Source organism: Roseovarius sp. MMSF_3298 (assembly GCF_030733705.1).
Lineage (GTDB): Bacteria > Pseudomonadota > Alphaproteobacteria > Rhodobacterales > Rhodobacteraceae > Roseovarius > Roseovarius confluentis.
This window is the reverse complement of the sequence record NZ_JASHIN010000002.1, coordinates 96,414-123,397: the sequence shown is the minus strand read 5'-3', so window position 1 is coordinate 123,397 and position 26,984 is coordinate 96,414. Positions and strand designations below refer to the sequence as shown.

At 66.4% G+C, this 26,984-nt stretch carries 23 protein-coding genes; 2 read left to right on the top strand and 21 right to left on the bottom strand.

All coding sequences use genetic code 11. The features are described 5' to 3' along the window. Nucleotide 1: 1 nt before the first annotated feature. Nucleotides 2-1,666: a chloride channel protein gene (locus tag RBB18_RS02620; RefSeq protein ID WP_306111738.1), complete on the bottom strand. Its 1,665-nt coding sequence runs from the start codon at nucleotides 1,664-1,666 to the stop codon at nucleotides 2-4. 135 nt (nucleotides 1,667-1,801) lie between these two features. On the opposite strand from RBB18_RS02620, the gene RBB18_RS02615 reads away from it, so the two are divergent. Continuing rightward, a complete protein-coding gene (locus tag RBB18_RS02615; RefSeq protein ID WP_306111719.1) occupies nucleotides 1,802-3,178 on the top strand; it encodes an FAD-binding oxidoreductase in 1,377 nt (458 codons plus the stop codon). A 106-nt stretch (nucleotides 3,179-3,284) separates the two neighbouring features. On the opposite strand, the gene recN is transcribed toward RBB18_RS02615, so the two are convergent. From recN to RBB18_RS02540, 15 genes are all read right to left on the bottom strand, one after another. After that, nucleotides 3,285-4,931: a DNA repair protein RecN gene (gene recN / locus RBB18_RS02610; RefSeq protein WP_306111718.1), complete on the bottom strand. Its 1,647-nt coding sequence runs from the start codon at nucleotides 4,929-4,931 to the stop codon at nucleotides 3,285-3,287. A 16-nt stretch (nucleotides 4,932-4,947) separates the two neighbouring features. Next, nucleotides 4,948-5,799 carry an outer membrane protein assembly factor BamD gene (locus RBB18_RS02605; RefSeq protein ID WP_103761556.1) on the bottom strand — a complete coding sequence of 284 codons (852 nt, stop codon included), beginning with the start codon at nucleotides 5,797-5,799 and terminating at the stop codon, nucleotides 4,948-4,950. A gap of 164 nt (nucleotides 5,800-5,963) precedes the next feature. Continuing rightward, entirely contained in the window at nucleotides 5,964-6,887 is a 924-nt protein-coding gene (gene lpxC, locus RBB18_RS02600) for a UDP-3-O-acyl-N-acetylglucosamine deacetylase (protein ID WP_306111717.1), read from the bottom strand. Between the two features lie 223 nt (nucleotides 6,888-7,110). Further along, the gene (ftsZ, locus tag RBB18_RS02595; RefSeq protein WP_306111716.1) at nucleotides 7,111-8,712 is read right to left on the bottom strand and encodes a cell division protein FtsZ; all 1,602 of its coding nucleotides are present in this window, start codon (nucleotides 8,710-8,712) and stop codon (nucleotides 7,111-7,113) included. 179 nt (nucleotides 8,713-8,891) lie between these two features. Then, on the bottom strand, nucleotides 8,892-10,226 hold the full coding sequence (gene ftsA, locus RBB18_RS02590; protein ID WP_103761559.1) for a cell division protein FtsA: 1,335 nt from the start codon (nucleotides 10,224-10,226) through the stop codon (nucleotides 8,892-8,894). Nucleotide 10,227: 1 nt separating this feature from the next. Beyond that, complete coding sequence (locus tag RBB18_RS02585; RefSeq protein WP_103761560.1) at nucleotides 10,228-11,106, bottom strand: cell division protein FtsQ/DivIB; 879 nt, start codon at nucleotides 11,104-11,106, stop codon at nucleotides 10,228-10,230. Next, nucleotides 11,094-11,972 carry a D-alanine--D-alanine ligase gene (locus RBB18_RS02580; RefSeq protein ID WP_274592086.1) on the bottom strand — a complete coding sequence of 293 codons (879 nt, stop codon included), beginning with the start codon at nucleotides 11,970-11,972 and terminating at the stop codon, nucleotides 11,094-11,096. Before RBB18_RS02580 ends, RBB18_RS02585 begins: the two co-directional genes overlap by 13 nt. A gap of 96 nt (nucleotides 11,973-12,068) precedes the next feature. Then, complete coding sequence (gene murB, locus RBB18_RS02575; RefSeq protein WP_306111715.1) at nucleotides 12,069-13,001, bottom strand: UDP-N-acetylmuramate dehydrogenase; 933 nt, start codon at nucleotides 12,999-13,001, stop codon at nucleotides 12,069-12,071. A gap of 67 nt (nucleotides 13,002-13,068) precedes the next feature. Continuing rightward, nucleotides 13,069-13,338, bottom strand: a complete 270-nt coding sequence (locus RBB18_RS02570; RefSeq protein ID WP_306111714.1) for a DUF2484 family protein — start codon at nucleotides 13,336-13,338, stop codon at nucleotides 13,069-13,071. After that, nucleotides 13,335-13,586, bottom strand: coding sequence for a DUF2484 family protein (locus RBB18_RS02565; RefSeq protein ID WP_103761564.1), 252 nt, complete (start codon nucleotides 13,584-13,586; stop codon nucleotides 13,335-13,337). The genes RBB18_RS02570 and RBB18_RS02565 overlap by 4 nt, the downstream gene beginning before the upstream one ends. Beyond that, a complete protein-coding gene (locus RBB18_RS02560; protein ID WP_306111713.1) occupies nucleotides 13,583-14,770 on the bottom strand; it encodes an APC family permease in 1,188 nt (395 codons plus the stop codon). Before RBB18_RS02560 ends, RBB18_RS02565 begins: the two co-directional genes overlap by 4 nt. A 107-nt stretch (nucleotides 14,771-14,877) precedes the next feature. Beyond that, complete coding sequence (murC, locus tag RBB18_RS02555; RefSeq protein WP_306111737.1) at nucleotides 14,878-16,275, bottom strand: UDP-N-acetylmuramate--L-alanine ligase; 1,398 nt, start codon at nucleotides 16,273-16,275, stop codon at nucleotides 14,878-14,880. Between the two features lie 29 nt (nucleotides 16,276-16,304). Beyond that, nucleotides 16,305-17,408, bottom strand: coding sequence for a UDP-N-acetylglucosamine--N-acetylmuramyl-(pentapeptide) pyrophosphoryl-undecaprenol N-acetylglucosamine transferase (locus RBB18_RS02550; protein ID WP_103761567.1), 1,104 nt, complete (start codon nucleotides 17,406-17,408; stop codon nucleotides 16,305-16,307). After that, nucleotides 17,405-18,571 (bottom strand): putative lipid II flippase FtsW, encoded by a 1,167-nt coding sequence (gene ftsW, locus RBB18_RS02545; protein ID WP_103761568.1) that lies wholly within the window; start codon nucleotides 18,569-18,571, stop codon nucleotides 17,405-17,407. Before ftsW ends, RBB18_RS02550 begins: the two co-directional genes overlap by 4 nt. 110 nt (nucleotides 18,572-18,681) lie before the next feature. Next, nucleotides 18,682-19,626, bottom strand: coding sequence for a phytanoyl-CoA dioxygenase family protein (locus RBB18_RS02540; protein WP_306111712.1), 945 nt, complete (start codon nucleotides 19,624-19,626; stop codon nucleotides 18,682-18,684). A 127-nt stretch (nucleotides 19,627-19,753) separates the two neighbouring features. Between RBB18_RS02540 and RBB18_RS02535 the strand changes: the two genes are divergently transcribed. Then, nucleotides 19,754-20,935: an NAD(P)/FAD-dependent oxidoreductase gene (locus tag RBB18_RS02535; protein WP_306111711.1), complete on the top strand. Its 1,182-nt coding sequence runs from the start codon at nucleotides 19,754-19,756 to the stop codon at nucleotides 20,933-20,935. Between the two features lie 147 nt (nucleotides 20,936-21,082). On the opposite strand, the gene murD is transcribed toward RBB18_RS02535, so the two are convergent. The 5 genes from murD to RBB18_RS02510 all read right to left on the bottom strand — a co-directional run bounded on the left by murD (nucleotide 21,083) and on the right by RBB18_RS02510 (nucleotide 26,979). Continuing rightward, nucleotides 21,083-22,480, bottom strand: a complete 1,398-nt coding sequence (murD, locus tag RBB18_RS02530; RefSeq protein WP_306111710.1) for a UDP-N-acetylmuramoyl-L-alanine--D-glutamate ligase — start codon at nucleotides 22,478-22,480, stop codon at nucleotides 21,083-21,085. A gap of 70 nt (nucleotides 22,481-22,550) precedes the next feature. Then, a complete protein-coding gene (locus tag RBB18_RS02525) occupies nucleotides 22,551-22,958 on the bottom strand; it encodes an ACT domain-containing protein (RefSeq protein WP_306111709.1) in 408 nt (135 codons plus the stop codon). Next, the gene (gene mraY / locus RBB18_RS02520) at nucleotides 22,958-24,040 is read right to left on the bottom strand and encodes a phospho-N-acetylmuramoyl-pentapeptide-transferase (protein WP_306111708.1); all 1,083 of its coding nucleotides are present in this window, start codon (nucleotides 24,038-24,040) and stop codon (nucleotides 22,958-22,960) included. The genes RBB18_RS02525 and mraY overlap by 1 nt, the downstream gene beginning before the upstream one ends. Then, nucleotides 24,041-25,483 carry a UDP-N-acetylmuramoyl-tripeptide--D-alanyl-D-alanine ligase gene (gene murF, locus RBB18_RS02515; protein ID WP_306111707.1) on the bottom strand — a complete coding sequence of 481 codons (1,443 nt, stop codon included), beginning with the start codon at nucleotides 25,481-25,483 and terminating at the stop codon, nucleotides 24,041-24,043. After that, on the bottom strand, nucleotides 25,480-26,979 hold the full coding sequence (locus RBB18_RS02510) for a UDP-N-acetylmuramoyl-L-alanyl-D-glutamate--2,6-diaminopimelate ligase (protein WP_306111706.1): 1,500 nt from the start codon (nucleotides 26,977-26,979) through the stop codon (nucleotides 25,480-25,482). The genes murF and RBB18_RS02510 overlap by 4 nt, the downstream gene beginning before the upstream one ends. Nucleotides 26,980-26,984: the final 5 nt, after the last annotated feature.

The following is a 26,984-nucleotide window of genomic DNA, read 5'->3' as shown; positions in this document are numbered from 1 at the left end:
CTCAGCTATGCTCTTCCGCCGACACCGCCGTCAGCGCGCGGTTATAGGCCTTCAGCGCATCGACATGGAACAGCGCGCCCTGCAATTCGGGCGTGGAATCCTCGCCCGTCAGCGTCACCACCGGGATGAACGCGACGCCCGTGCGCTCGAAGATCGGCATCGCCACGTCCAGCGTCGCATTCGCGTCGATATAGACCCCGTCCTCGATCAACTCCCAGCAGGTCTCTTCGTTGGCGCTGCGCTCGGCCCCCTTCTCCCGCATCACCCGCGCAACGCGATACATGGTGAGCAGATAGGCATGCGGCCCCGCCGCCAGCCTGACACCCCGCCGATCCAGCTGCGTCAGGAAGAACGAGTGGCGCACCAGCTTTGACGACAACGCCGTGGACATCGACACCGCCACCATCACCGCCAACCCGGTCTGCCAGTCCCCCGTCAGTTCGAATACGATCAGCGTGGTCGATATGGGTGCGCCCAGCACCGCGGCGGCCACGGCCCCCATCCCCGCCAGCGCGTAAAGCGTCGGCGCCCCCGACCATTGCGGCAACAGCGCCGTCGCCGTCAGCCCGAAGGCCAGCCCCGTCAGCGCCCCCACCATCAGCGAGGGCGAAAAGACCCCGCCGCCCATACGCCCGCCGATGGTGATCGCCACCGCGATGACCTTCAGGATGCAGAACATCACCGCCTCATTCCAGAGCAGCTTGCCGGTCAACGCCTTCGACGTGGTCTCATAGCCCACGCCGATGATGTGCGGAAATCCGATTGCCAGCACGCCTAGCATCAGCCCCGCCACACCGGGCCGCAGCCAGCGCGGCAACCCGGTGCGCGCCTGCACCCGATCCGCGAATCCCTCGGCAAAGAAAATTCCGCGCATCAGCACGACGGCCACCGCCCCGCACATCAACCCCAGGATCAGGAAGGCGGGCAATTCCACGTAGAATTCCAGCATGCTCGCCATGGGCAACTCGAACTCGGTCACATCGCCGAATTCCAGCCGGTTGATCACCGTGCCCGCCACCGACGCGATCACGATGGGCGCAAAGGCGTGCAGCGCGAAATGGCGCAGCACCACCTCCAGCGCGAACAGGGCACCCGCGATGGGCGCGTTGAACGACGCCGACACCGCCGCCGCCACGGCGCAGCCCAAAAGGTCGCGGCCGGTGATCCCGTCGGCGTTGATCCGGTTGCTGACCCAGGTCGAGATGACGCCGGCCATATGCACCACCGGCCCCTCCCGGCCCGACGAGCCGCCCGTGCCCAGCGTGATCATCGACGCCAGCGCCGAGGCCACACCGGCCCGCGTCTCGACCCGGCCCTCGTTGAGCGCGGCCCCCTCGATCACGTCGGCCACCGACCGCGCCCGACCATCGGGGGTGAAGCGGTGCAGGATCGCCCCCACCACCAGCCCGCCGCCCACCGGGATCACCAGAACCCAGTACCACGGCAGGTTCGATACCCAGCTGTGCATCAGAGACGGGTCCTCGGACCCGTAAAGCAGCAGTTGTAGCGCGTTGATTCCCTTGCGAAAGAACAGCGCCGCGAAGCCTGCCGCGATCCCGATGCAAAGCGCGATCAGCCAGAACTGGAACTGGCTCGGCCCCTTGTCGCGAAGCACCCGCCACGCGTTGCGGCCGAACGTGTCGATCCGCTGCCATCCGCGCCGCAATCGGCCCGGGCTGTCCTCGCCCTGCGCTGTCTCGGTATCGGTCAACCGCCTGCCCCCGGCCTTGTGACGCAGGGCGCTTCCCTGTCGGAACCGCTTCGCATACTGTGCGGTTTCAGGGGAATGCAGGGGTTCGACATGGGTATTCGTGACGCCATTTCAGAGTTATCGCCCGTTTTAGGGCAACGGCTCAGCCTGTCCAAGTCCGATCTGCAAGAGCATGGCCGGAGCGAGACGCATTTCGCGGACGCGCCGCCCGATGCCGTCGCCTATCCCGAAAACACAGACGAGGTGCGCCGGATCGTGCAGGCCTGCGCCCGCCACGGCGTGCCGGTCAACGGCTGGGGCACCGGCACCTCGCTCGAAGGGCAGGCGCAGGCGTTCTCGGGCGGCATCTGCGTCGACTTCCAGCGCATGAACCGCATCCTCGAAGTGTCCCAGGGCGACATGGACGTGCGCGTGCAGCCCGGCGTCACCCGCGAGGCGCTGAACGAGGAATTGCGCGCCACGGGCCTTTTCTTTCCCGTCGACCCCGGCGCCAACGCCTCGATCGGCGGCATGACCTCGACCCGCGCCAGCGGCACGACAGCGGTGCGCTATGGCACCATGCGCGACAACGTGCTGGGGCTCGAAGTGGTCACTGCCACGGGCGACGTCATCCGCACCGGCACCCGCGCCCGCAAATCCTCGGCGGGCTACGACCTGACCGCGCTGTTCGTCGGCTCCGAGGGCACGCTGGGCCTGATCACCGAGATCACGCTGCGCCTGCAGGGCACGCCCGAGGCCATATCTGCCGCCGTCTGCGCCTTTGACGCCGTGGGCGACGCGGTCGAGGCGGTCATGGCCTCTGTGCAGATGGGCCTGCCGCTCGCCCGGATCGAGCTGATGGACACCCAAAGCGTCGCAGCGGTGAATGCCTATTCCGGCGCCGCCCTGCCCGCCTGCCCGCATTTGCTGCTGGAATTCCATGGCTCGGACGCGGGCGTCGCGGAACAGGCGCGGATGTTCGGTGAATTGGCACAGGAGTTCGGCGGCAAGGGCTTCGACTGGGCCCGCAAGACCGAGGAACGCTCCGCGCTCTGGGCCATGCGCCACGCCGCCTATCACGCCATCGTCGCTCACCGTCCCGGAACCAAGGCGCTGGTCACCGATATCTGCGTGCCGATCTCGAACCTGGCCCGCGCCATTGAAGAGACGCGGCGCGACCTCGATGCGCAAGGCATCGAAGGCCCGATCCTGGGACATGTGGGCGACGGCAATTTCCACGCCATCCTGCAATTCGACCCCGAGGATGCCGCCGACAAGGCCCGCGTGCTGAAAGCCTCCGAGCATCTGGTCGAGCTGGCGCTGTCGCTCGGCGGTACCGCCACGGGCGAGCATGGCATCGGCGTGGGCAAGCTGGGCTACATGGAACGCGAACATGGTCCCGCCTGGGGCCTCATGGGTACGATCAAGCAGGCGCTTGACCCAGACAACATCATGAACCCCGGCAAACTCGTGCCGCCCCGCAACTGACCGCGCGGCGCGTGTGACGCCTCGAAGAGGGGGCGCTGCCCCCGACGGCGAACCTGCGGTTTCGCCGCTTCGCCGGGATAATTATGGCCAGAGGAAATGCCGGGGGTCAGCCCGCCATCAGCGCCTCGGCGGCGGCGCGAGCCTCCTCGGTAATGGTTTCGCCCGACAACATCCGCGCGATCTCGTCGGTGCGCGCCCCTGCATCCAGCGCCGTGACCGTCGACAGCGTCTGCCCCTTGGCCACGCGCTTTTCGACGCGCCAGTGGTGCGCGCCTCTTGCCGCAACCTGCGGCGAATGGGTGACCACCAGAACCTGGTTGTCCGACGCCAGCCCCGCCAGCCGCCGGCCCACGGCATCGGCGGTGGCCCCGCCCACGCCCCGGTCAATTTCGTCGAATATCAGCGTGAGGCCGCTTTGCCCGCCGGTCAGGCAGACCTTGAGCGCCAGCAGGAACCGGCTCAACTCCCCGCCCGAGGCGATCTTGCCCAAGGGGCCTGCCGGCGCGCCGGGATTGGTGGCCACGGTAAAGGTCACCGCGTCCTGTCCCGTTTCTCCGGGATCGGCTTGGGTCACTTGCGTCGCAAAGACCGCGCGATCCATTTTCAGCGGCGCCAGTTCGGCCATCACGGCCTTGTCCAGCTTGCCCGCCGCCTTGGTTCGCGCATCACTCAGCGTCCCGGCGGCCTCGGCATAGGCCGCATCCGCCTCCGTGACCGCCGCCTGCAACGCCTTGAGGTCCGCATCGCCCTGTTCCAGGGTCGCAACCTGGTCGCGCACGCCCTCGGCAAACCCGGCCAGGTCATCCGGCGCCACGCCATGCTTGCGGGCCAGCGCCCGGATCGCGAAAAGCCGCTCTTCGGTCTCTTCCAATTCCAGCGGATTGAAGGTCAGCGCCTCAAGGCAATCCTCGACGCCGCTCGCGGCCTCGTCCAGTTCGACCATGGCGCGGCCAAGGGCGGCCAGCGCCTCCTCTAACCGGCCCTCGGCCTTGTCGGCAGCCCCTTCCAGCCAGCGCAGCGCATCCTGCGCCTGCCCTTCGGCGCCATCGCGCAGGGCGGCCTGCGCCTTGGCGATATCCTCGCGGATGCGTTCGGACTGCTGCATCAGGCGGCGGCGCGTGTCCAGCTCCGCCTCCTCGCCCGGCTGGGGCGACAACGCGTCCAGTTCCTCGACCGCGTGGCGCAGGAATTCTTCCTCGGCGCGCATCTCGGCCAGCTTCGCTTCGGCCTCGCGCAACGCCTTGCGCGCCGCGCTGCGCGCCTTCCACGCGCCGCGCACCTTTTCGCGCAGTCCCGACAGCCCGCCAAACTCATCGAGCAGGTCCCGGTGCCCCTTGGGGTCCAGCAGGCCCCGGTCGTCATGCTGCCCATGCAGTTCCACCAGCGTGTCCGACAGCGCCCGCAGCACGTCACCCGAGCAGCGGCGGTCATTGACCCAGGCCGTCTTGCGCCCGTCGCCGGTGTTCACGCGCCGCAGCAGCAGCGTGTCCTCCACCGGCAGCCCCGCCTCTTCCAGTACCGCCCGTGCCGCGTGCCCTTCGGGCAGATCGAACTCGGCCACCACCTCGCCCTGCTCGGCCCCCTGCCGCACCAGTTCGGCCCGTCCGCGCCAGCCCAGCACGAAGCCCAGCGAGTCCAGCAGGATCGACTTGCCGGCCCCGGTCTCGCCGGTCAGCACGTTCAGACCGGGCTGAAACGCCAGGTCCAGCCGGTCGATGATCAGAATGTCACGAATCTCCAACGCGCGGAGCATCAGGCCCCCCGGGCGGTTACAACCAGCGTCCGAGGATCGTTTGCCGATAGACCTGCCGCAGCCAGCTGTCGCCCACCGCTTCCAGTGTCAGCCCCTGCCCGGTCAACAGCTTGTAACTGTCCTCGTACCATTCGGTGCTCTTGAAGTTGTGGCCCAGGATCGCGCCTGCCGTGCGTGCCTCGTTCGTCAGGCCCAGCGACAGGTACGCCTCGACCAGCCGGTGCAGCGCCTCGGCGGTGTGGGTCGTGGTCTGGAAATCCTCGACCACGACGCGAAAGCGGTTGATGGCCGACGTGAAGTGATCGCGCCGCAGGTAATAGCGCCCGATCTCCATTTCCTTGGCCGCCAGGTGGTCGAAGGCCAGGTCGAACTTCAGGATCGCCGAGCTGGTATATTCGCTGTCGGGATACTGTTCGATCACCTGTCGCAGCGATTGCAGCGCCTGGAACGTCAGCCCTTGATCGCGGCCCACCTCGTCGATCTGATCGTAATAGCTGAGCGCCAGCAGGTATTGCGCATAGGCCGCATCGCCATCGGCGGGATAGAAATCGAGATACCTCTGCGCGGCGGACCGGCTGTTCTCGTAATCCTCGTCCTTGTGATAGGCAAAGGCCTGCATGATCACGGCGCGCTTGGCCCACTCCGAATAGGGATACAGCCGCTCGACCTCGGCGAAGAGTTCCGCCGCCTGTTCGGGGTCACCGCTTGCCAAGTCGTACTCGGCCCGGCCGAAAATCTGTTCCGCCGTGAACTGTTCGTAGTCGACTTCACCGCGCGAAATGCGCGAGTTGACGCCACCACAGCTTGCAAGGAGTGTCGAGGCCACGAGGGCCGCTGCCAAACCGATCCCGATTCTGCCGCCTGTCATGCTCGCACGTACCCCCAAAAGCCCTGTGCTAAACTCGTGTTCAGGCCTTAAGGCCGCGTGATGTCGCAGGATCATATCTGCAATATCAACGGCGTCCTAGCACATAATTTTCCGGTGCAAAACGCCTTAGACCCGATTGCAGGTCACAAAGCACTAACCTGTGGTCAGGCGACCTCAGGCACCTCGGCCCAATGCACGCCCGCGCCGGGCAGCCGGGCGGCGGTCTCGGCGTCGCAGGTCACGATCTCGAACGTATCGGGCTGGGCGAACATCGCGCGCAGCAGGTCGTTGGTGACCGCATGACCGGCGCGCAGGCCGCTGTAATGGCCCAGGATCGGCAGACCGGCCAGCGCCAGGTCGCCAAGCGCATCCAGCATCTTGTGCCGCACCGGTTCATCCGGCTGGCGCAGCCCGCCTGGGCTCAGCACACGGTCCCCGTCGAAGACCACCGCGTTCTCTCCGGGATTGCCACCCAGGGCCAAACCGTTGGCGCGCATCGCGTCCACGTCCGCCTTGCGGCAGAAGGTGCGCGCGGTCGACAATTCGCGCACGAAACTGCCGTTCGACATATTCAGAAGCTTTTTCTGCCGCCCGATCGCCGCATCATCGAACTCGATCACGAATTCCAGCAGCAGCGTGTCATGCGGCACCAGCCGGGCCTTTGCGTCACCCTTGGCCACCTCGACAGGCTTCAGAACCTTCAGCGCGCGTACCGGCGCGTGCTGCCGGCGCAGCCCGGTGGACAGGATGCCATGCACGAACGGGGCCGAGCTGCCATCCAGGATGGGCACCTCCGGTCCGTTGACCTCGATCACCGCGTTGTGCACACCGCATCCCGACAGGGCCGCCATGATGTGCTCGACCGTCGAAATACTGACGCCCGCCGCGTTTTCCAGAAGGGTGCAAAGCGGCGACTGGTTCACCATGTCCCAGCGCGCCGGGATTTCGCAGTCACGCAAATCGCCGTCGATCCGGCGAAAGACGATTCCGCGGTTCGCCGGCGCCGGCAGGATGGTCAGGCGCGCGGGCGCACCCGAGTGCAGGCCGAGGCCATCGAAAGATACCGGGGTTTTGACCGTATTTTGCACGTGCTTACCTCAGGCCGAAGATCGGCATATTTTAATTAACTCAGCCACACCTATTTCGCTCCGAAGAAATCCTCAATTCACTCTTTGCAACGCGCTGAAACATCGATGTTGCAAGGCTTGGCGGTTTTTTGCCAACTCTGCCGCACAACCGGCCAACTCCTTGCACCACAACGAAAAAGGGCCGCTCTTCGCGGCCCCTTAGCATAGTGATTTATTGTTCGGATCAGTTCGCCTGGCGGCGCAGGAATGCGGGAATTTCGATCTGGTCGTCCTCTTCCTCACGCTCGTCGCGCACCTCCGGCTGCGGCGCCGTGGCCTGCATCGGCGGCTGCTGGCGCACCGGGCGCTGCGGCTGCTGCGGCTGCCCTTCCATGCCATGACCCGTCATCCGGTTGATCAGCGAGTTGATCCCGAAACGCGGCTTCTCGGCGGCATGTGCCGGACCCTGCCCCTGTGCAGCTGCGGGCGCTTCTTGCGCTGGCTGGCGGGTTTCGCCGCCACGGTGATGCACCGCGGCCTGAAGCCGGGCCAGAGCGTCCTGCGACGGGGTGCCCGGCGCGGGGGCCTTGGGCGCCACGAAGGTCTCGGGTTCTTCCGCCTGCGCCACGAAAGTTTCGGGCTCGGGGCGCGGCGTATAGGCCGGCGGCGGCAAGTCGCGCTCGCCGCTCTCGGCCTCGAAGATGTCTTCCATCTGCTCTTCGGCCGTTTCGGTGCTCGCCGCCACGGCGGGCTCCGCTACCGGCTCGACTTTTTCCTCGTAGGCCTCGATCGCCTCGACCTCGACGTCTTCAACCGGCTTAAGCGGCTCTGCAAGCGAGCGACGCGGCACCGGGATTTCCTTGCTCTCGTCGCTGGCGTCGATGCCGGTGGCCACGACGGAGACGCGCATGAAGCCTTCCATCGTCGGATCCATCGTGCTGCCCACGATGATGTTGGCGTCGGCGTCCACTTCCTCGCGGATGCGGTTGGCCGCTTCGTCCAGCTCGAACAGCGTCAGGTCGTGCCCGCCGGTGATGTTGATCAGGACACCCTTCGCCCCGCGCAGGCTGATTTCGTCCAGCAGCGGGTTCGCTATGGCCTTCTCGGCAGCCTGGATCGCGCGCTCTTCGCTGTCGTCCTCGCCGGTTCCCATCATCGCCTTGCCCATCTCGTCCATCACCGCGCGCACGTCGGCAAAGTCGAGGTTGATCAGGCCCGGGCGCACCATCAGGTCGGTCACACCCTTCACACCCTGGTAAAGAACGTCATCGGCCAACGAGAACGCCTCGGTGAAGGTCGTTTTCTCGTTCGCCAGACGGAAAAGGTTCTGGTTCGGGATGATGATCAGCGTGTCGACCATCTTCTGCAGCATGTCCACGCCTTCCTCGGCCTGGCGCATCCGCTTGGCGCCTTCGAACTGGAAAGGTTTCGTGACGACGCCGACGGTTAGCACGCCAAGTTCACGCGCTGCCTGAGCGATGATCGGGGCCGCGCCGGTGCCCGTGCCGCCGCCCATGCCGGCGGTGATGAAGCACATGTGCGCCCCCGCCAGCTGGTCGACGATCTGTTCGATATTCTCTTCTGCGGCCGCTGCACCCACGGCGGCTTTCGCGCCGGCGCCAAGACCTTCGGTGACTTTCACACCCAGCTGGATGCGGTTCGGCGCGTTGCTCTGGGACAGCGCCTGCGCATCGGTGTTGGCGACGACGAAATCGACGCCTTCCAGCTGCTTCTCGATCATGTTGTTGACGGCGTTGCCGCCTGCCCCGCCGACACCGAAAACGGTGATGCGCGGCTTGAGTTCATGGTCCTGTCCCTGACCTGGCATGCTGAGATTAAGTGTCATTGCTCCGCCTTCTTTGCCTGCTGTTGTGCCCGCCTTGCGCAGGCTTAATCCGCCTAAATTGTATTAACAGTACCGTCCCGTCGCCGTTACGTCACCCAAAAAACAAGGAAATGCCACAAAATATGGGTGTTTTTTCACGCTTTCACGCGGGATTTCGCCGAAACCCCCAGATTTTGCGATCACCAGTTGTCCTTGAACCATTTTACCGCCCGCTTGAGGGACCGCGCCGGGTAGCGATCCACCGGAATTTCAAAGTCCCACCATTCGTCCTGGGGATTCGCCGCGAACAGGCACATACCCACCGCGCTGGCAAACCCCGCCCCGGTCGCCGCCTGTGGCAACCCGTGCACCCGCAACGGCCGGCCCAGCCGCACCTGTTGTCCCAGGATGCGCGTCGCCAGCCCGTCAAGGCCGGGGATCTGGCTGCCGCCGCCGGTCAGCACGATCTGCTGGCTCTGCAAATGCTGGAACCCGGCGGCGTCCAGCCGCGCGCGCACTTCCTCCAGGATCTCCTCGACCCGAGGCCGCATGATGCCGATCAGTTCGGCACGGCTCACCGTGCGCCGGTCATGCTCCCAATCGCCGGTCTCGCCGCCGATTTCGATCATCTCGCGGTCGTCCATGCCCGTGGCGACGACGCCGCCATAGAAGGTCTTGATCCGCTCCGCCGTGGCATGCGGCACCTGCAGCCCCATCGAGATGTCGCCGGTGACATGTTCGCCCCCGATCCGCACCGTGTCGGCATAGATCATGTGTTTTTTCATGAAGATCGACACGCCGGCGCTGCCGCCGCCCATGTCGATGCAGGCCGCGCCCAACTCCTGCTCGTCCTCGACCAGCGACGAAATCCCCGAGACGTAGGCCGAGCTTGCCAGCCCCGCCAGTTCCAGGTCGCAGCGTTTCACGCAATGCGCCAGGTTCTGGACCGCCGCGCCATCGACCGTCAGCATGTGCATGTCCACCGCCAGGTCCTGTCCCAGCTGCCCGCGCGGATCATTGAGTCCCGAGCGGTGGTCCAGCGCGAAATTCACCGGCTGGGCATGCAGCACCTCGCGCCCTTCGCCGAAATCGGGCACGTCACAGGACGACAGCACCCGGCTGATGTCCTGCTCGGACACGGTGCTGGCTTCCAGTTCCACCTGGCCCGCCAGGCCATAGCTGCGCGGCTCGGCCCCCGAGAAACAGGCAATCACGTGGTCGACGCGGATATTGGCCATCTTCTGCGCCGCCTGCAGGGCCGTGCGGATGGCCCGCTCGGTCTCGGCCATCGTCGTGATCTCGCCGTATCGCACGCCGCGCGACCGCGTCGTCGCGGCCCCGATCACCCGGAACCCGGCCTGACCGGCCAGAGCACCCACACCCTCGGTCTCGCGCAGCCGGTCGCTGCCGTCGAAACGCAGCACGAGGCAGGCGATCTTCGAGGTCCCGACGTCCAGAACCGCCACGACACCGCGCTGCATCGCCGCCCGGCGCATGTTCCGCATCGCCCTTTGCGATTCATAAAGCTCGATCATCTTATTCCGCCCCTACGGTCATGTTTGTCACGCGCCACCACTCGGACACCGCGTTTTCGTTCATTCTTATGGTCGGCCGGGACGCAAGGCGCATGTCCACCGCCGCAACATCCCGCTCCAGCATGTCCTGCACTTCGGCCAGAACGATCACGCGCTCCAACGCGCGCACCGGATCGGTTTCCGGCAAGAGGATGCGCTGGTCACGATCCAGCACCACGTCCCAGCGCCGCTCGCCCATGCGCACCAGCCCGCGCAGCCGCGACCGCAGCGGCGCCGCCGCCTTCAGGATCTCCAGCGCCTCGGGCACCGCCTCGCTCGCGCCCGTGCCGGCGATCACCGGCAGGTCGGCGCGGTCCGCCCGCTGCGCGATATCGCCGATCACCACGCCTTCGACGTCCACCACGCCCAGTCCATCGCGCGACCGCCAGATCGCCACCGGCTGGCGCTCTTCCACCTGCGCCACCAGCACACCGCCCTGCCGCACGCGGACAGATGCGTTGGCCACAGCCGGAAGCCCGGTGATCGACACGCGCACCGCGTCAAGGTCGATGTCAAAGGAACTGGCCGGCAGGTCATGCGGGAAAATCTCGCGAATATCCTCCTCGACCGTGCCGCTGGCGCCTTCCACGGCCAGCAGGTTCACCATGAATTCGGGCCGCGTCTCGATCTGCTCGCGGATATCGGCCACCGCCAGCGCGATTGCCTCCTGCCGCTCGGGGTCCGAAAAATACGCAGTGCCCAGACCGAAGGCCAGGCAGAACGGCACCCCCACCCGCAGAAGCTTACGAAACAGCGGCGTCAGCATCAGCCGCTGATAGCGATAGGACCAACGCGACGGCGCGGGATCGGCCTTGGGCTCCAGTCGTTTCACCTGTTGCATGACGCGTCCTTCACCAGCCAGTCGCACAATTGCGGAAAACTCATGCCCGCCGCCTGCGCCTGCTCGGGGCTCAGCGATGTGGGGGTCATTCCGGGCTGGGTGTTGGTCTCCAGCAGGATCAGGCCGTCCAGCCCTTTCGCCTCGTCCCAGCGGAAATCCGTGCGGCTCAAACCGCGACAGCCCAGCACCTCATGCGCCCGCAGCGCGTAATCCTCGCAGGCCTCGGCAATTTCCTGCGGAATGTCCGCCGGGATCACGTGGCGCGACCCACCGGCGGCATATTTCGCATGATAATCGTACCAGCCATCGGTGATGATATCCGTCACCCCCAGCGCCCGGTCGCCGATCACCGAGGTCGTCAGTTCCCGCCCGGGCGCGAACGCCTCCACCATGACCGATCGCGGCATGTCCTCGGACAGCTGCGGCGGCGCGTTCGCGGCTTCGTGCACGATGTAGACGCCCACGGACGAGCCTTCGTTATTTGGCTTCACCACGTAGGGCGGCGGCATCACATGCGCCTTGGCCACCTCGTCCTTGTCCACGATGATGCTGTTGACCACCGGCAGGCCCGCGGCCCGGTACACCGCCTTGGTGCGCTGCTTGTCCAGCGCCAGCGCCGAGGACAGAACGCCCGAATGCGTATAGGGGATCTGCATCCATTCCAGCAAACCCTGCACGCAGCCATCCTCGCCCCAGCGGCCATGCAGGGCGTTGAACACCACGTCGGGTTCGAGATCCGCCAGAACCACGGCAAGGTCGCGGCCGGCATCGACCTCGACCACCTCATAGCCTGCCTCCCGGAGTGCTGCGGCGCATTCCTGTCCTGACGAGAGGGACACCTCGCGTTCGGCCGAGGGGCCACCCATTATCACCGCAACAGTCGGGGCGTTTCCGCTCGAAGAAACCACCTTACTGCCTCAATGTCCCGGGTCGTTATCGACCCTTGTTTTATTGTGTCCGCCTCAATCCGCGGAAGGGGCCGTTTCGCCGACCCTCATGATTTCCCAATGTAACTCTATTCCGCTGTCTTGGAAAACCTTTTTTCGCACTTCCTCGCCCAAACCTTCCAGGTCCGCCGCCGTGGCGCCCCCGGTATTGATCAGGAAGTTGGAATGCTTCTCGCTCATCTGCGCCCCGCCCCGCGTGGCGCCGCGCATCCCGGCGTTGTCGATCACCTTCCACGCCTTCAGGTCATGGGTGTCGTCGGCCCGCCCGGTGCTGCTGAACCCGGCCGGATTGCGAAACGTGCTTCCGGCCGTGCGATCCTTGGTCGGCTGCGTCTCGTCGCGCTTCTTCAGCTGCGCTTCCATTCGCATGGCCAGGTCCTCAGGATCGCCCGCAACGCCATCGAACGTCGCCCGCGTGATGACCCAGCCCTCGGGCAGATCGGTCTGTCTATATTGGAACTTCAGATCATCGGCGCTCAGCGTCACCACCTCGCCCGCGCGGCTGACCGCCTGCGCCTCGACGAAATGATCGGCCACGTAACTGCCGTAACACCCTGCATTCATGCGCACGGCCCCGCCAATGGCGCCGGGAATGGTCCGCAGAAAGGTCAGGTCGACCCCCGCCTCGCCGGCCCGGCGGGCCACGTGCGCATCCAGCGCCGCCGCCCCGGCGGTCACGCGCGTGCCCTCGACCTCGATGGAATTGAACCCGCGTCCCAGCCGGATCACCACGGCGCGCAAGCCACCGTCCCGCACGATCAGGTTGCTGCCAACCCCCATGGGAAAGACCGTCACGCCTGGCGACAGATCGCGCAGGAACGCCGCCAGATCGTCAAGATCGGCCGGCTGAAACAACCAGTCCGCCGGCCCGCCCACACGCAGCCAGGTCAGATCGGCCAGCATCCGCTTCTCGCTCAACCGGCCACGTACCTCGGGAAAATCGCTCATGCGCCAGCTATTGCCTCACCCTGTTCCGGGATAAAAGACCAACCGCGCTTTTTCTTGCCGAAAATACTCAATCCCCATCGCGGGCCACGTCCCCGCCGACAGCCCGCCGGGCCCAGCGGCCAAGATAGATCACCGGCCAGCGCAACAGGCTCATGCCCGCCGCCAGCACGAACAGACCGACCCAGGGCCCGTTCTGCCAGGTGACATAGCCCAGGATCGGGATACCCACGGCGACCAACAGATAGGCCCGCCGCCAGTGATTGTCCCGGCTCGGGATCATCGCCAGAAGATTGGCCGCCACGGCCCAGATACAGGCAAGAACAAGGGACAGGCTCATTTCGGTATCTCCGGTCTTTCACCTCCGAGGCGCCGCGCGAAATAGCGCAGCGGATTGCGAAACATCGACACAAACGCCAGCACCGCCAGCGCGGCGGGTACGACGCCATACTCCTGCCCGACCATCCAGATCAACACCGGGGCAAGCACCAAAAGCGCGATCCCCGGCGCGTATTGATGGCGCATCGGCAGAAACGCCACGAGCGATCCCGCAACCACCCACAGACAGGCCAGCAAGACTACGGTCACACGACACCTCCAATCGTCACGCCAAAGGCGGCCAGCGCCGCGACCAGCCCGAAGACCGGCACGGCCATCGGCACCCGGAACGGCGCCTCGGGGCTCTTGAACTTCATCGCGATCAGCGCCGCGTTGACGAGCACGAACACCGACAGCAGGATGGCCGAGGTCACTTCGGCCAGATCGGCGACCGGCAGGGCCAGCGCCCCCGCGATCACACCTGCGCCCACCAGCAACGTCGCCAGAACCGGCGTGCCCAGCCGCGGATGCGCGCGGTGGAACATCGCCAGCGCCCCGTGCCGCTTGCCCATCCCGAAAAGGACCCGAGCCGCCATCACGATCTGCGCCAGCACACCGTTGAGGGCCGCCGCCACCGCGATCACCGACAGGAACGCGGCACTTCCGCCCCGTGCCTCCTGCCAGACCAGCGCCAGCGGTTGCTCCGACACAGCCAACCGTTCCAGCGGCACGGCCCGCACGGCGGCAAAGGATACCAGCGCGTAAAGCAGGCTGGTGATCAGCAGCGACAACAGGATCGCCCGCGGCAGGGTCCGGTGCGGATCGCGCACTTCCTCGGCCATGTTCACGATGTCCTCGAACCCGATAAAGGCGAAAAAGGCCAGCACAGCCCCCGCCGCCACGCCCGACCAGACGACCGGCGGCGCGGCGGAAAAGCTCACGACGGGCTCTGCCGTGGCGCCCGCGAAGATCACCAGCCCCAACCCGAAAAGCTCGACCGCCGTGAACACCGCCGCCAGCGCGAGGCTTTCCAGAACGCCGATGACCGCCACCGCGACCAGCGTCAGACCCATCACCGCCACCGTCGCCCCGAACGGCAATCCGGTGATCGACGTGAGGTAACCTGTGCCACCGCGCAACACCGCCCCGGCGGAAACGATCCCGGCGGCCACGATTGCCAGCCCGACCACGATTCCGAGCGCGCCCACGCCCAGCCCCTTTTCGACGAAAACCGCCTCCCCCGCCGCTTCCGGCAGGCGGGTCGAGAACTCTGCATAGGACAAAGCGGTCGGCGCGGCCACGATCCCGGCGACCAGAAACGCCAGCGGCGCCCAAACCCCAGCATCGGCGGCGACGGCGCCGACAAGCACGTAGATGCCCGCCCCCACCATGACGCCCACGCCATAGGCGGTCAGCAGACCCAACCCGATCCGGCGTTTCAGGGCCTCTGCCATCTCAATGCCTCCCGCCTGGAGTCACGACCGTTTTCTGCGCAGAAAACGGAATAGAAAATGCATATTTTCTATTCCGGAATTTTCGAAAAATTCCGGTCACCAGCCCGCTACCCTTTCAGCTTCTCCGGCAACCCGTTCGCCCAGGTGCTGATCGTACCGGCGCCAAGACAGACCACCATGTCGCCCGGTTTCGCCTGCTCGCGCACCAACCGCACCAGGTCATCCTCGCCCAGGATTGCCCGCGCGTGTCGATGGCCATGGGCAATCAGCCCCGCCACGAGATCGTCGCGGCTGGCGCCCTCGATCGGGTCTTCGCCGGCGCCGTATACCTCGGCAATGGCCACCACGTCCGCATCGTTGAAGCACGCGCAGAAATCGTCGAACAGCGAATGCAAGCGGCTATACCGGTGCGGCTGATGCACCGCGATGATCCGGCCCTTGGTGGCCTGCCGCGCGGCTTTCAGCACCGCGGCAATCTCTACCGGGTGATGTCCGTAATCGTCGATGATGGTCACGCCGTCCACCTCGCCCACGCGGGTAAAGCGGCGATTCACGCCGCCGAAGGACGCCAGCGCCTCGCGGATCTCGTCGGTTTTCATCCCCAGGCTGCGCGCCACCGCCACGGCACTCAAAGCGTTCGACACGTTATGGTCCCCCGGCATCGGCAGGCTGCAGCCTTCGATCACCGTGCCCTCGGCCTGCAACGCGATGTCGAAATGCGCCACGCCGGCCTCGTAGGTCAGGTTCATCGCCCGCACGTCGGCCTGCGCGTTGAACCCGAAGGTGATCACACGCCGGTCGCTGATCTTGCCCACCAGCGTTTGTACATCCGGGTCATCGGTGCAACAGATCGCCAGGCCATAAAACGGAATGTTCGAGACGAAATCCAGGAACCCCTGGTGCAGCGCCTCTTCGGTGCCCCAATGCTCCATGTGCTCGGGGTCGATATTGGTCACGATGGCAATCGTGGCCGGCAGCCGGTTGAAGGTGCCGTCGCTCTCGTCGGCCTCCACGACCATCCATTCGCCTTGCCCCACGCGCGCATTGCTGCCGTAAGCGTGGATGATCCCGCCATTGATCACCGTGGGGTCGTATTTCCCATGATCCAGCAGCGCCGCGACCATCGTCGTCGTGGTCGTCTTGCCATGCGTCCCGGCCACCGCGACGTTCGATTTCAGCCGCATCAACTCGGCCAGCATCTCGGCCCGGCGCACCACCGGCAACCCGCGCCGCCGCGCCTCGTCCAGCTCGGCATTGCCCGGCTTGATCGCGGACGAGATCACCACGACCTGCGCCGCGTCGAGGTTCGCCGCCTCCTGCCCTTCGAAGATTGTCGCGCCGGCCTTCTCCAGCCGGTCGGTGATCTTGGATGTCTTCAGGTCCGAGCCTTGCACGGTATAGCCATGGTTCAAGAGCACCTCGGCGATGCCCGACATGCCGATACCCCCGATACCCACGAAATGAATGGGCCCCACGTCGCCGGGAAGTTTCAATGCCGCGTTCATCGGTTTGGCTCCTTCGAATGAAAGGTCCCTCATGACTGTCTGCTCCGTGCCAGTTCTTCTGTTATATCCGCCAGCGCCTGCGCCGCGTCGGGCATGCCAACGCTCAACGCCGCCTGTGCCATCTGGCTCGCCCCTTGGGGATTCGTCAGCACCGAGGCTATCTGCTCCGAAAGCGCGTCGACCTCAAGCCGAGATTCCGGGATCACGATCGCGCCGCCGGCCTTGGACAGGCCTTTGGCGTTCGCTGTCTGGTGGTCTTCCGTGGCGGCGGCAAAGGGGATCAGGATCGCGGGCCGCCCGATGACCGAGATATCGGCCACGCTGCTCGCCCCCGCCCGGCTTATCACCAGTTGCGCCTCGGACATCCGCGCGGGCACGTCGCGGAAAAATGGCTGCACATCGGCGTCGATCCCGTTCTCGGCATAAAGCTTCGCCACCCGCTCGCCATCCTCGTCGCGCGCCTGGTGGCTGACGCGGATGTTGCGCAGCACCTCCATCGGCAGGTTCGCTATCGCGGGCGGCACCACGTCGCTCAGGATGCGCGCGCCCTGGCTGCCGCCGATCACCAGGATCGACATCGGGTAATCCCCCGGCGGAATGTATCCCGCGCCCGCGCGTTCATGCACGGCCAGCCGCACCGGGTTGCCTACATGGGTGCCCTCCACGCCCTCGGGCAAGGCCGTCGGCCACGTGCCGCACAGCACCTTGTCGACGCGCTTGGCCAACAGCTTGTTCACCCGCCCCAGAACGCCGTTCTGTTCATGGATCATCCGCGGCCGCCGCAGAAGGATCGCCGCACTCAGCGCCGGGATCGTCGGATACCCGCCGAATCCCACCACCACGTCCGGCGTGTCGCGCATCATGCGCAGCGTCGCGCCCAGCACCCCGCCAAGAATGTGAAACGGCGCCACCAGCTTGTTGAATATGCCGCCCCGGGCAAAGGTCGCACTCGCCACCTGCTCGATCTGAACCGAATGCGGGAACCCGCCGGTATAGCGCGCGCCACGCGGATCGGTCGACAGCTTCACACGCCACCCCCGCCGCAGCATCGCCTCGGCCAGGCTTTGCGCGGGAAACATGTGCCCGCCCGTGCCGCCCGCGGCAATGACCAGAAGGGGTTGCCGTTCGCTCATCTCGGACGGCCTCTCAGGATGTCGTTGATCTCGCCCTGCGGCCGGCTGCGGGTAAAGGCGAACAGCATCCCCACCGCGATGCCGGTGGCGATCAGCGACGACCCGCCGTAGCTGACAAAGGGCAGCGTCATGCCTTTTGCCGGCAACAGCCGCACCGCCACGCCCATGTTGATCATCGCCTGCACGCCGAACATCGCCACAAGGCCCGCCCCGGCCAGCCGGATGAACGGATCACGCTCCCGCATCAGGCGGCTCAACGACCGCACGACGATGCTGCCGTAAAGCGCGATGATCGCCAGCACCAGGATCAGGCCATACTCCTCGGCCGCCACGGCAATGATGAAATCCGTATGCGCGTCGGGCAGCGACCACTTGACTGACCCCTCGCCCACGCCCACGCCAAAGAACCCGCCCTCGCGGATCGCGTTGGTGGCAAAGCCAAGCTGCGTGTTGGGGTCCACGTCCGGGCTCAGGAACCCGTCGATCCGCCGCGCGAAGTGTTCCGAGTTGGAATAGGCCAGCGAGCCCGCGCACACCACGACGCCCGCGATCAGCACCAGCAACAGGATCGGCGCCCCGGCCACGAAATACATCACGCCCCAGCCGAACAGCACCAGGCAGGCCTGCCCGAAATCCGGCTGCATCGCCAGCATCAGCACGATAAGCACCGCCAGCACAAAGCTCAGCCGTATCCCCGGCGGGCCGTTGATCTCCTTGCTGGCCGCCATCATCCACGCGGCCACCACCACGAAACCGGGCTTCAGAAATTCCGATGGCTGCAGGCTGGCGAACCCAAGGCTGTACCAACGCACCGCGCCCTTGCCGAAATCCGTGCCGAAAAACGGCAGCATCGCCATCGCCGCGAACGCCAAGACAAAGCCCAGCACCGCCAGGCGCCGCACCAGAAGCGGGCTCATCATCGACGTCAGCAGCATCACCGCCAGCGCCATGAAGCCGAACGCCGCCTGCCGCTTGACGTAATGAAACTGCTCGAACCCGTTTTTCTCGGCCAGCGGCACCGACGCCGCCAGCGCCAGCAAAAGCCCGATCCCGAACAGGATCAGCACGCAGGAGATCGACCACTTGTCGAGGGTCCGCCACCATTTGGGGAGGATCGGTTCGCCACCCTGCACGGGGGCCGCACCATACACCATTTCTGTCATTTGAATCCGCCGAACACTGCCTCTTGCCCCTCTTTAGACCGGGGGCGTTCTGTCCAGTATAGCAGCAGTTTTGCCCGGTGGGAAGCGTTCTGCACCCCACCGGGCCGTCTTTAGCCGGTCAGTTTGCCCGAAACCGTGCGGATCGCTTCGGGCGTCTCGCGGTTGGCCAGGAAATCGGGCCGGGGACCGCGGGCCGCATAGGGCCGGGTCAGCGCGTTCGACATCGCGTTATAGACGAAGAACGCGTTGGCCCGCGGATCGGGCGTGATGTTCCCGTTCGAGCCGTGCAGCGTGTTGCAGTCAAAGAAGATCACCGTGCCGGTGTCCCCCTGCGCCGAGGCAATGCCGCCCGCCTCCTGCGCCATCCGGTCGATCGTGCCGGGCTGCGGCACGCCCACCTTCTGCTCCTTCAGCGAGGTGGCATGATTATCCTCGGGCGTCTCGCCCACGCAGCTGATGAACACGTCCTGCGAGCCCGGCACCAGCAGCAGCGGGCCATTATGCGGCCCGTTCGGCGTCAGCAAAACCGAGGCCGACACCGCGCGCATCCGCGGCATCCCGTCCTCCGCGTGCCAGGTCTCGAAATCCGAATGCCAGTAGAACTCCTTCCCGGCGAACCCCGGTTTGTAGTTCAGCCGCGACTGGTGCAAGTACACCGCGTCGCCCAGAAGGAACTCGGCCACGCCAGCCAGGCGGCGATCGCAGGCCAGACGGCGGAATGCCTTGGAATGCTCGTCGAGACGAAAGACGGTGCGCACCGCTTCGCTGTCGGGTTCGCGGATCAGGTCGTCGTCGGGAATGTCCCCGCCGCCCTCGCGCAGCATGTCCGCGGTCTCGGTCAGCACCTTCAGCTCATCCGCGTCGAACATGTCGCGGCGCACCAGGTAACCGTTCCCGGCATAATGCTCCGCCTCGTCCTTGCCGATCGGCGCGTCTTCGGACCAGTCCGACCACAGGACAGGGTCCTTGCGCTGGCTCAGTCGTTCCTCGCCCGGCACACGGGTCGGATACTCGTCCTGAGCAGTCAGCATATCGTGTCGTGTCTGGATGTTCATGTGACTCCTCCGTTTGTCTTGGGTTGCGAGACGTCAACACCCCCCGAGCGCGCGGCGTTCCAATGACAGGAACCGTACCCAGCACCGCCACCTTGACGCCCGCCCCCCGCTGGGGCACGGGAACAAAATGAACGTCAAAACCCTCATCCTCGGCGCCGGCGCCGCCGGCATGATGTGCGCGGCCCATGCCGGCCCCGACACGCTGGTCGTCGACCACGCCAAGGCGCCGGGCGAAAAGATCCGCATCTCCGGCGGCGGGCGCTGCAATTTCACCAACCTGCACACCGCGCCAGGCAATTTCCTCGGGGCAAACCCGCATTTCCACAAATCCGCACTCAGCCGCTACACCCAGTGGGATTTCATCGACCTCGTCGCCCGCCACGGCATCACCTGGCACGAAAAGACGCTGGGCCAGCTTTTCTGCGACGGCAAATCCCCCCAGATCATCCAGATGCTGCGGGACGAGATGACCGCGGCGGGCGCCGATCTCTGGCTGCAAACCGCCGTGGGCGAAATCTCCCATGACGGCGCCCGCTTCACCGTCACCCTCGACCGCGAGGGCACGCGCCACAGCGTCACCGCGCGCAACCTCGTGCTGGCCACGGGCGGCAAGTCGATCCCCGCCATGGGCGCCACCGGCCTCGCCTACGATATCGCACGCCAATTCGGCCACGCCGTGACCGACACGCGCCCCGCCCTCGTCCCGCTCACCTTATCCGACCAGCGCTTCGCCCCCATCTCCGGCGTCGCGGCGCCTGCCCGCGTCACAGCAGGCGACACCGCCTTCACCGAGGCCGTCCTCTTCACCCATCGCGGCCTCTCAGGGCCCGCGGTCCTGCAAGCCTCCTCCTACTGGCACGAAGGCGATGCCATCATCGTCGACCTCGACCCCGACGCGACGCTCTATGACACCCTGCGCACCCAGCGCAAGACCGAGGGCCGCCGCGCTCTCACCACCGAGCTTGCCCGTCACCTGCCCACCCGCCTGATCGACCACCTCGCCCCCGCGCTCGCCCTCAACGGCAATCTCGCGGACCAGTCCGACGCGCGTCTTACTGAAATCACCGACGCCCTGCGCCAATGGCAGCTCAAGCCCACCGGCTCCGAAGGCTATCGCACCGCCGAAGTCACCCTTGGCGGCGTCGCCACCGACCGCATTTCATCGAAAACCATGCAAAGCCGCGACGTTCCGGGCCTCTACATGATCGGCGAGGCCGTCGACGTCACCGGCTGGCTCGGCGGCTACAACTTTCAATGGGCCTGGTCCTCGGGCTGGGCCGCCGGCACCGCCATCGCCGCCGCCACCTGACGCGCTCTTCTTCTGGCCAAAAATATCCCGGGGAGCGCGAGGGGCTGGCCCCTCGCCGGCGCGACGCTCACACCAGAACCACCCCGTCCCGGGCGGCCCTGCCTGCCCCGGGCTTGACCCGGGGGACCTCCCTCTCGGGGCGTCCTGTCAAAGCCGCGCCTTGACCTCGGCGATGAAATCCTCGCCCCGCCGCTCAAAGCTGTCATATTGATCGAAACTCGCCGCCGCCGGGGCCAGCAACACGATCTCACCGGGCTGCGCATCCTCCATCGCCCGCATCACCGCATGGCTCATCGTCGTGCAGACCTCCGCCTCGACATCACCGAGTTGCAGCGCGAACCCCGCCGCCTCGCGCCCGATGACATAAGCCTTCGCGACATTGGGCAGACCGTCCTTCAATCCGGCCAACCCGCCCTCTTTCTCCAGCCCGCCGCAGATCCAGCGGATCCGGTCAAACGCCAAAAGCGCCATCAGCGCCGCATCCACGTTGGTCGCCTTGCTGTCGTTGACGAAACTCACACCGTTCTTCTCGGCCACCAGCTGGCTGCGATGCGGCAGGCCCGCAAAGCTCTGCATCGCGGCCTCGATCACCTTGGGGCTCAGCCCCAGCGTCCGGCACGCGGCAAAGGCGCAACAGGCATTCTGGTGGTTATGCGCCCCCGGCAGGCCCTTGATCCGGCGCAGGTCGATCGACGCCACCTGCCGCGCCTTGCGGTATTCCGACAGAAACCCCTTGCGGGCAAAGACCTGCCATCCCGGCCCGGTCAGTTTGCGGTCCACCGAAACCCGGATCACCCGGTCATCGCCCGGCCCTTCCGCCAGTTGCCCGGCCAGGAACAGCCCCTCCGGTTCGTCCACGCCAATCACGGCGCGATCCGGCCCGCCTTCGGCAAACAGCCGCCGCTTGGCCGCGAAATAGCCGCCCAGCCCGCCATGCCGGTCCAGGTGATCGGGGCTGAGGTTGGTAAACACCGCCACGTCCGGCGTCAGCGCCCGGGCAAGCTCGGTCTGGTAGCTCGACAGTTCCAGCACCACCACGCCACCATCCCCCGGCGGGTCGATATCCAGCACGCCGCGCCCGATATTCCCGGCCAGCTGCACCTCGCGCCCCGCCTCCTGCAAAATGTGGTGGATCAAGGCCGAGGTCGTCGATTTCCCGTTCGACCCGGTCACCGCGATCACCCGCGGCGGCGTGTCGAAGCTGTCCCACTCCTTGGTCGCGAGCGACTGGAAGAACAGGCCGATATCGTTGTCCACCGGCACGCCCGCCTCCTGGGCTGCGGCCACCACCTTGTTCGGCTCAGGGTAGAGATGCGGAATGCCCGGGCTGACAATCAGGCTGCCCACATCGGCAAAATCCGCGGCCGACCGGAACTGCCGGATGTCGAACCCTTCCTCGGCGGCGCCTTCCCGCGCCGCCGGATTGTCGTCCCAGCACAACACGCCCGCGCCGCCCGCCTTCAGCGCCCGTGCCGCCGACAGGCCCGACCGCCCGAGGCCCAGCACCGCCACGCATTGCCCTTCCACTCCCCGAACCGGAATCACGCCGCACGCCTCCTGATTGGTGTCTGCCTTTCGCTACCCGATCCCGCGCCCCTTGGCCAGAATTCCGCGATCACTCGGCGCCCCGCGCCACATCCCGCAGGATCGCCACCGCGTCCTCGGCCAATTCCTCGGGCACAAAGACATGATCGTGGTGATAGGCCGCCACCACGTTGCAGGGGATATGCGCCGCGGCCAGCGCAGTCGCCACAGCCGCCGTCAGCCCAACGCCATCCAATGCCGAATGCACCGACAGCGTTATCCGGCTCATCGGCATTTCCACCGCAAAGCCCAGGTCCCGCGCCGCCTCGTCCGGCAGGATCAGCGAGGTGCCCTCCTCCTCGCCAAACACCGCCAGCGCATGGGGCCGCGCCCGTGCCGCCAACTCCCGGTCGTCCGTCGTGCAGAAATGCCATGTCTCGGGGTCGCACACCGGCGCCATCCCGGCGATCATCGCAGTAGTGCCACGGACCTTCGCCATCACCGCACCTTCAGCGTCGCCAGACCGATCATCGCGAGGATGATCGCGATGATCCAGAACCGGATCACGATCTGCGGCTCGGCCCAGCCCTTCTTCTCGTAGTGATGGTGGATCGGCGCCATCAGGAACACCCGCTTGCCCGTCCGCTTGAAATACAACACCTGGATGATGACCGACAGCGCCTCGACCACGAAGATGCCGCCGACGATGCCCAGCACGATCTCGTGCTTGGCCGCCACCGCGATGGCCCCCAGCGCCCCGCCCAGGGCCAGCGACCCGGTGTCGCCCATGAAGACGGCGGCCGGTGGCGCATTATACCACAGGAACCCGAGCCCCCCCCCGGCCAGCCCCGCCACGAAAACCAGGATCTCGCCCGTTCCCGGCACGTAATGCACGTCCAGGTACTCGGTGAAGTCCACGCGCCCCACCGCATAGGCGATGATCCCCAGCGTCACGGCCGCGATCATCACCGGCATGATCGCCAGCCCATCGAGGCCATCGGTCAGGTTCACCGCGTTGGCCGCGCCGACGATCACGAACATCGCGAAGGGGATGAAGAACAGCCCCATGTTGATCAGCGTGTCCTTGAACACCGGCAGTGCCAGTTGATACTGCAACTCGCTTGGGTGATACATGCTGGCCCAATAGGCTGCGATGCCTGCGATCAGAAAACCCAGCCCCAGCCGCACCTTGCCCGGCACGCCCTTGTGGTTCTGCTTGCTGACCTTGGCGTAATCGTCCCAGAACCCGATCAGGCCGAAGGACATGGTCACGAACAGCACCAGCCACACGAACGGGTTGTCCAACCGTGCCCAGAACAGGGTCGAGGTCAGCAGCGCCCCCACGATCAGCAAGCCCCCCATGGTGGGCGTGCCCGACTTCGCCAGGTGCCCCTCTGGCCCGTCATTGCGAATGGGCTGGCCCTTGCCCTGGGTCTTGCGCAGCACGTTGATCAGCGGTCGCCCGAAGATGAAACCGAATACCAGCGCCGTCAGGAACGCCCCGCCCGACCGGAAAGTGATGTAGCGAAAGAGGTTGAAGACATCGCCGCCATCCGACAATTCGGTTAACCAGTAGAGCATTCAAACGTCCTCTTTTTCCGCGACGGCCTGCGCCAGACGGCGCAGCGCGGTGACAACTTCGCTGACGCGGCTGCCCTTCGAGCCTTTCACCAGGATCACGTCGCCCGCATCCACCAGCCGGTGCACCTCTGCCGCAAGCTCCGCGGCGGTTTCCGTCCAGCGGCCCCTTTGCGCCTCCGGCAACGCCTCGTAAAGCGTTTTCATGCGCGGGCCGACACAATGGATGACCTGCACATCCCTGACGAACGGCAGGTCGGCAATCTCGCGGTGCATCCGCGCCTCGTCCGGGCCCAGTTCCAGCATGTCGCCCAGAATGGCGATCCTGCGCCCCGCAGCCACCCGGCCGATGTCATCTTTCACACGGGCAGCCGCCAAAACTTCCAGCGCCGCGGCCATCGAGGTGGGGTTTGCGTTGAACGCGTCGTCGATCAGCTCGATCGACATCGCCTCCTCGACCGCGTCCAGAACCAGCGTCTCGCGCGTGCCGCGCCCCTCGAAGGGTCGCCACAGCCCAAGGTCGCAGACCGCCACGTCGCGGTCCGCCCCCATCGCCTCGGCCGCCGCGATCACCGCCAGCGCGTTCAGCGCGAAATGCCGTCCCGGCGTGCCGACCTTGAACAGGATGTCTTCGCCCACGGCCTCTGCCTTGCCCACCGTGGCGGCGTCATGAACTGTCACGTCAGTCAGCCGCAACTCGGCCGCCTCCGCGGTGCCGAACCGCACGATCGTGCCCGCCTTGGCCTTCGCGGCCTGAAACAGGATATCCGCCGTGCCCACATCGGCATTGATCACCGCTGTACCGCCCGGCTCCAACCCGTCGAAGATCGCGGCTTTTTCCCTGGCGATCCCCTCGATATTCTCGAACGCCTCCAGATGCGCCGCCGCAATGGTGGTGATCAGCGCAACATGCGGGCGCGCCATCACGGCCAGCGGAGAGATTTCGCCTGGGTGGTTCATCCCGATCTCGATCACCGCGAACTCGGTGTCGCGCGGCATCCGCGCCAGCGTCAGCGGCACGCCCCAGTGATTATTGTAACTGGCCTCCGCGGCATGGGTCCGCCCCTGCCCCTTGAGGGCCGCGCGCATCATCTCCTTGGTCGAGGTCTTGCCCACGGACCCGGTGATCGCCACGACCTTCGCGTCGGTGCGCGCCCGACCCGCTCGGCCCAGATCCTCCAACGCCGGCAAAACCTCGTCCACGATCAAGAGCGGCGCGTTTAAGGCCACGCCCTCAGGCACACGGTCGACCAGCGCCGCCGCCGCGCCCTTTTCCAGCGCCTGCGCCACGAAGTCATGCCCGTCGCGCACATCCTTAAGCGCCACGAACAGATCGCCCGGCGCCAGTGTCCGGGTGTCGATCGACACGCCCGTCGCGGTCCAGTCGCAGGTGCTGCGCCCGCCCGTGGCCGCCGCGGCCTCCTGCGCTGTCCACAAGTCGCTCACGCCACGCCCCCGTCCAGGGCCGAGACCGCCACGCTGGCCTGTTCGCAATCGTCGAAGGGAAAGATATCGTCGCCCACGACCTGCCCGGTCTCGTGCCCCTTGCCGCAAATGAGCAGCGCATCGCCCGGCCCCAGCATGTCGACGCCGCGCAGAATCGCCTCGGCCCGGTCGCCCACTTCTATGGCCCGGTCCTCGCCCCCCGCCTGGCGTACGCCTTCCATCACGGCGGCGCGAATGTCGCCCGGCGCCTCGCTGCGCGGGTTGTCGTCGGTCACGATCACCGCGTCGGCATTTTCCGCCGCCGCCCGGCCCATCAGGGGGCGCTTGCCCCGGTCCCGGTCGCCGCCCGCGCCCACGATAGCCACCATCCGGCCCAGCACATGCGGGCGCAGCGCGTAAAGCGCGGTCGACACCGCCTCGGGCGTATGCGCGTAATCCACGAACACCGCCGCCCCGCTGGAGCGCGTCGCCGCCAGCTGCATCCGGCCCCGCACCGTGCGCATCACCGGCAGCGTCGCGAACACCCGGTCCGGGTCCGCCCCTGCGCCGATGGCCAGCCCCGCGGCCAGCATCACGTTGTCGGTCTGAAAGCCGCCGATCAGGTTCAATTCCACCTGGTGCACCTGCCCCCGCCACGAAAACCGCAAGGTCTGCCCCGTGGGCGAAAACACCCGGTTCAGGATCCGCAGGTCCGCCCCTTCGGCCCGGCCCACGGCCAGCACATCCTGCCCCCGGCCGTAAGCCACGTCAGCCATGCCCGGCCCGCGCGGATCATCCACATTGATTACGGCCACGCCGTCCTCGGGCAGCACCCGCTCGAACAGCCCGGCCTTGGCGTTGAAGTAGTCGTCAAAGTCGGCGTGGTAATCTAGGTGATCCTGGCTGAGGTTCGTGAACCCCGCCGCCACCAGCCGCACGCCGTCCAGCCGCCGCTGCGCCAGCCCGTGGCTCGACGCTTCCATAGCGGCATGGGTGATGCCCTGCGCCTCGGCCTCGGCCAACACTCGGTGCAGCGTGATCGGCTCGGGCGTGGTATGCGCCAACGGGGCCTCCCACGCGCCTTCGACCCCCGTGGTGCCAAGGTTGACTGCCTCCAGCCCCAGCGCCATCCAGATCTGCCGCGTGAAACTCGCCACCGATGTCTTGCCGTTGGTCCCCGTGACAGCCACCATCGTCTCGGGCTGCGCGCCGAACCACAGGGCCGCCGCGAAAGACAGCGTCTGGCGCGGGTCCTCGGCCACCACAAGCGCCGCCTCGCTTGCCGCCAGCTCCTCGGCCGCCAGCGCAACGCCCTCCGGATCGGTCAGGATCGCCCCCGCCCCCATCCGCAGCGCGTAGGAAATGAACTCGCCGCCATGCACGCGGCTGCCGGGCAGCGCGGCGAACAGGAACCCGTCCCTTACCTCGCGACTGTCCGCCGCCAGCCCGCTGATCTCGGCCCGCCGGCCCCCCTGGGCGGTCAAGCCCAGCTCTGCCAAGGATTTGCTCTGCCCCACGCCGT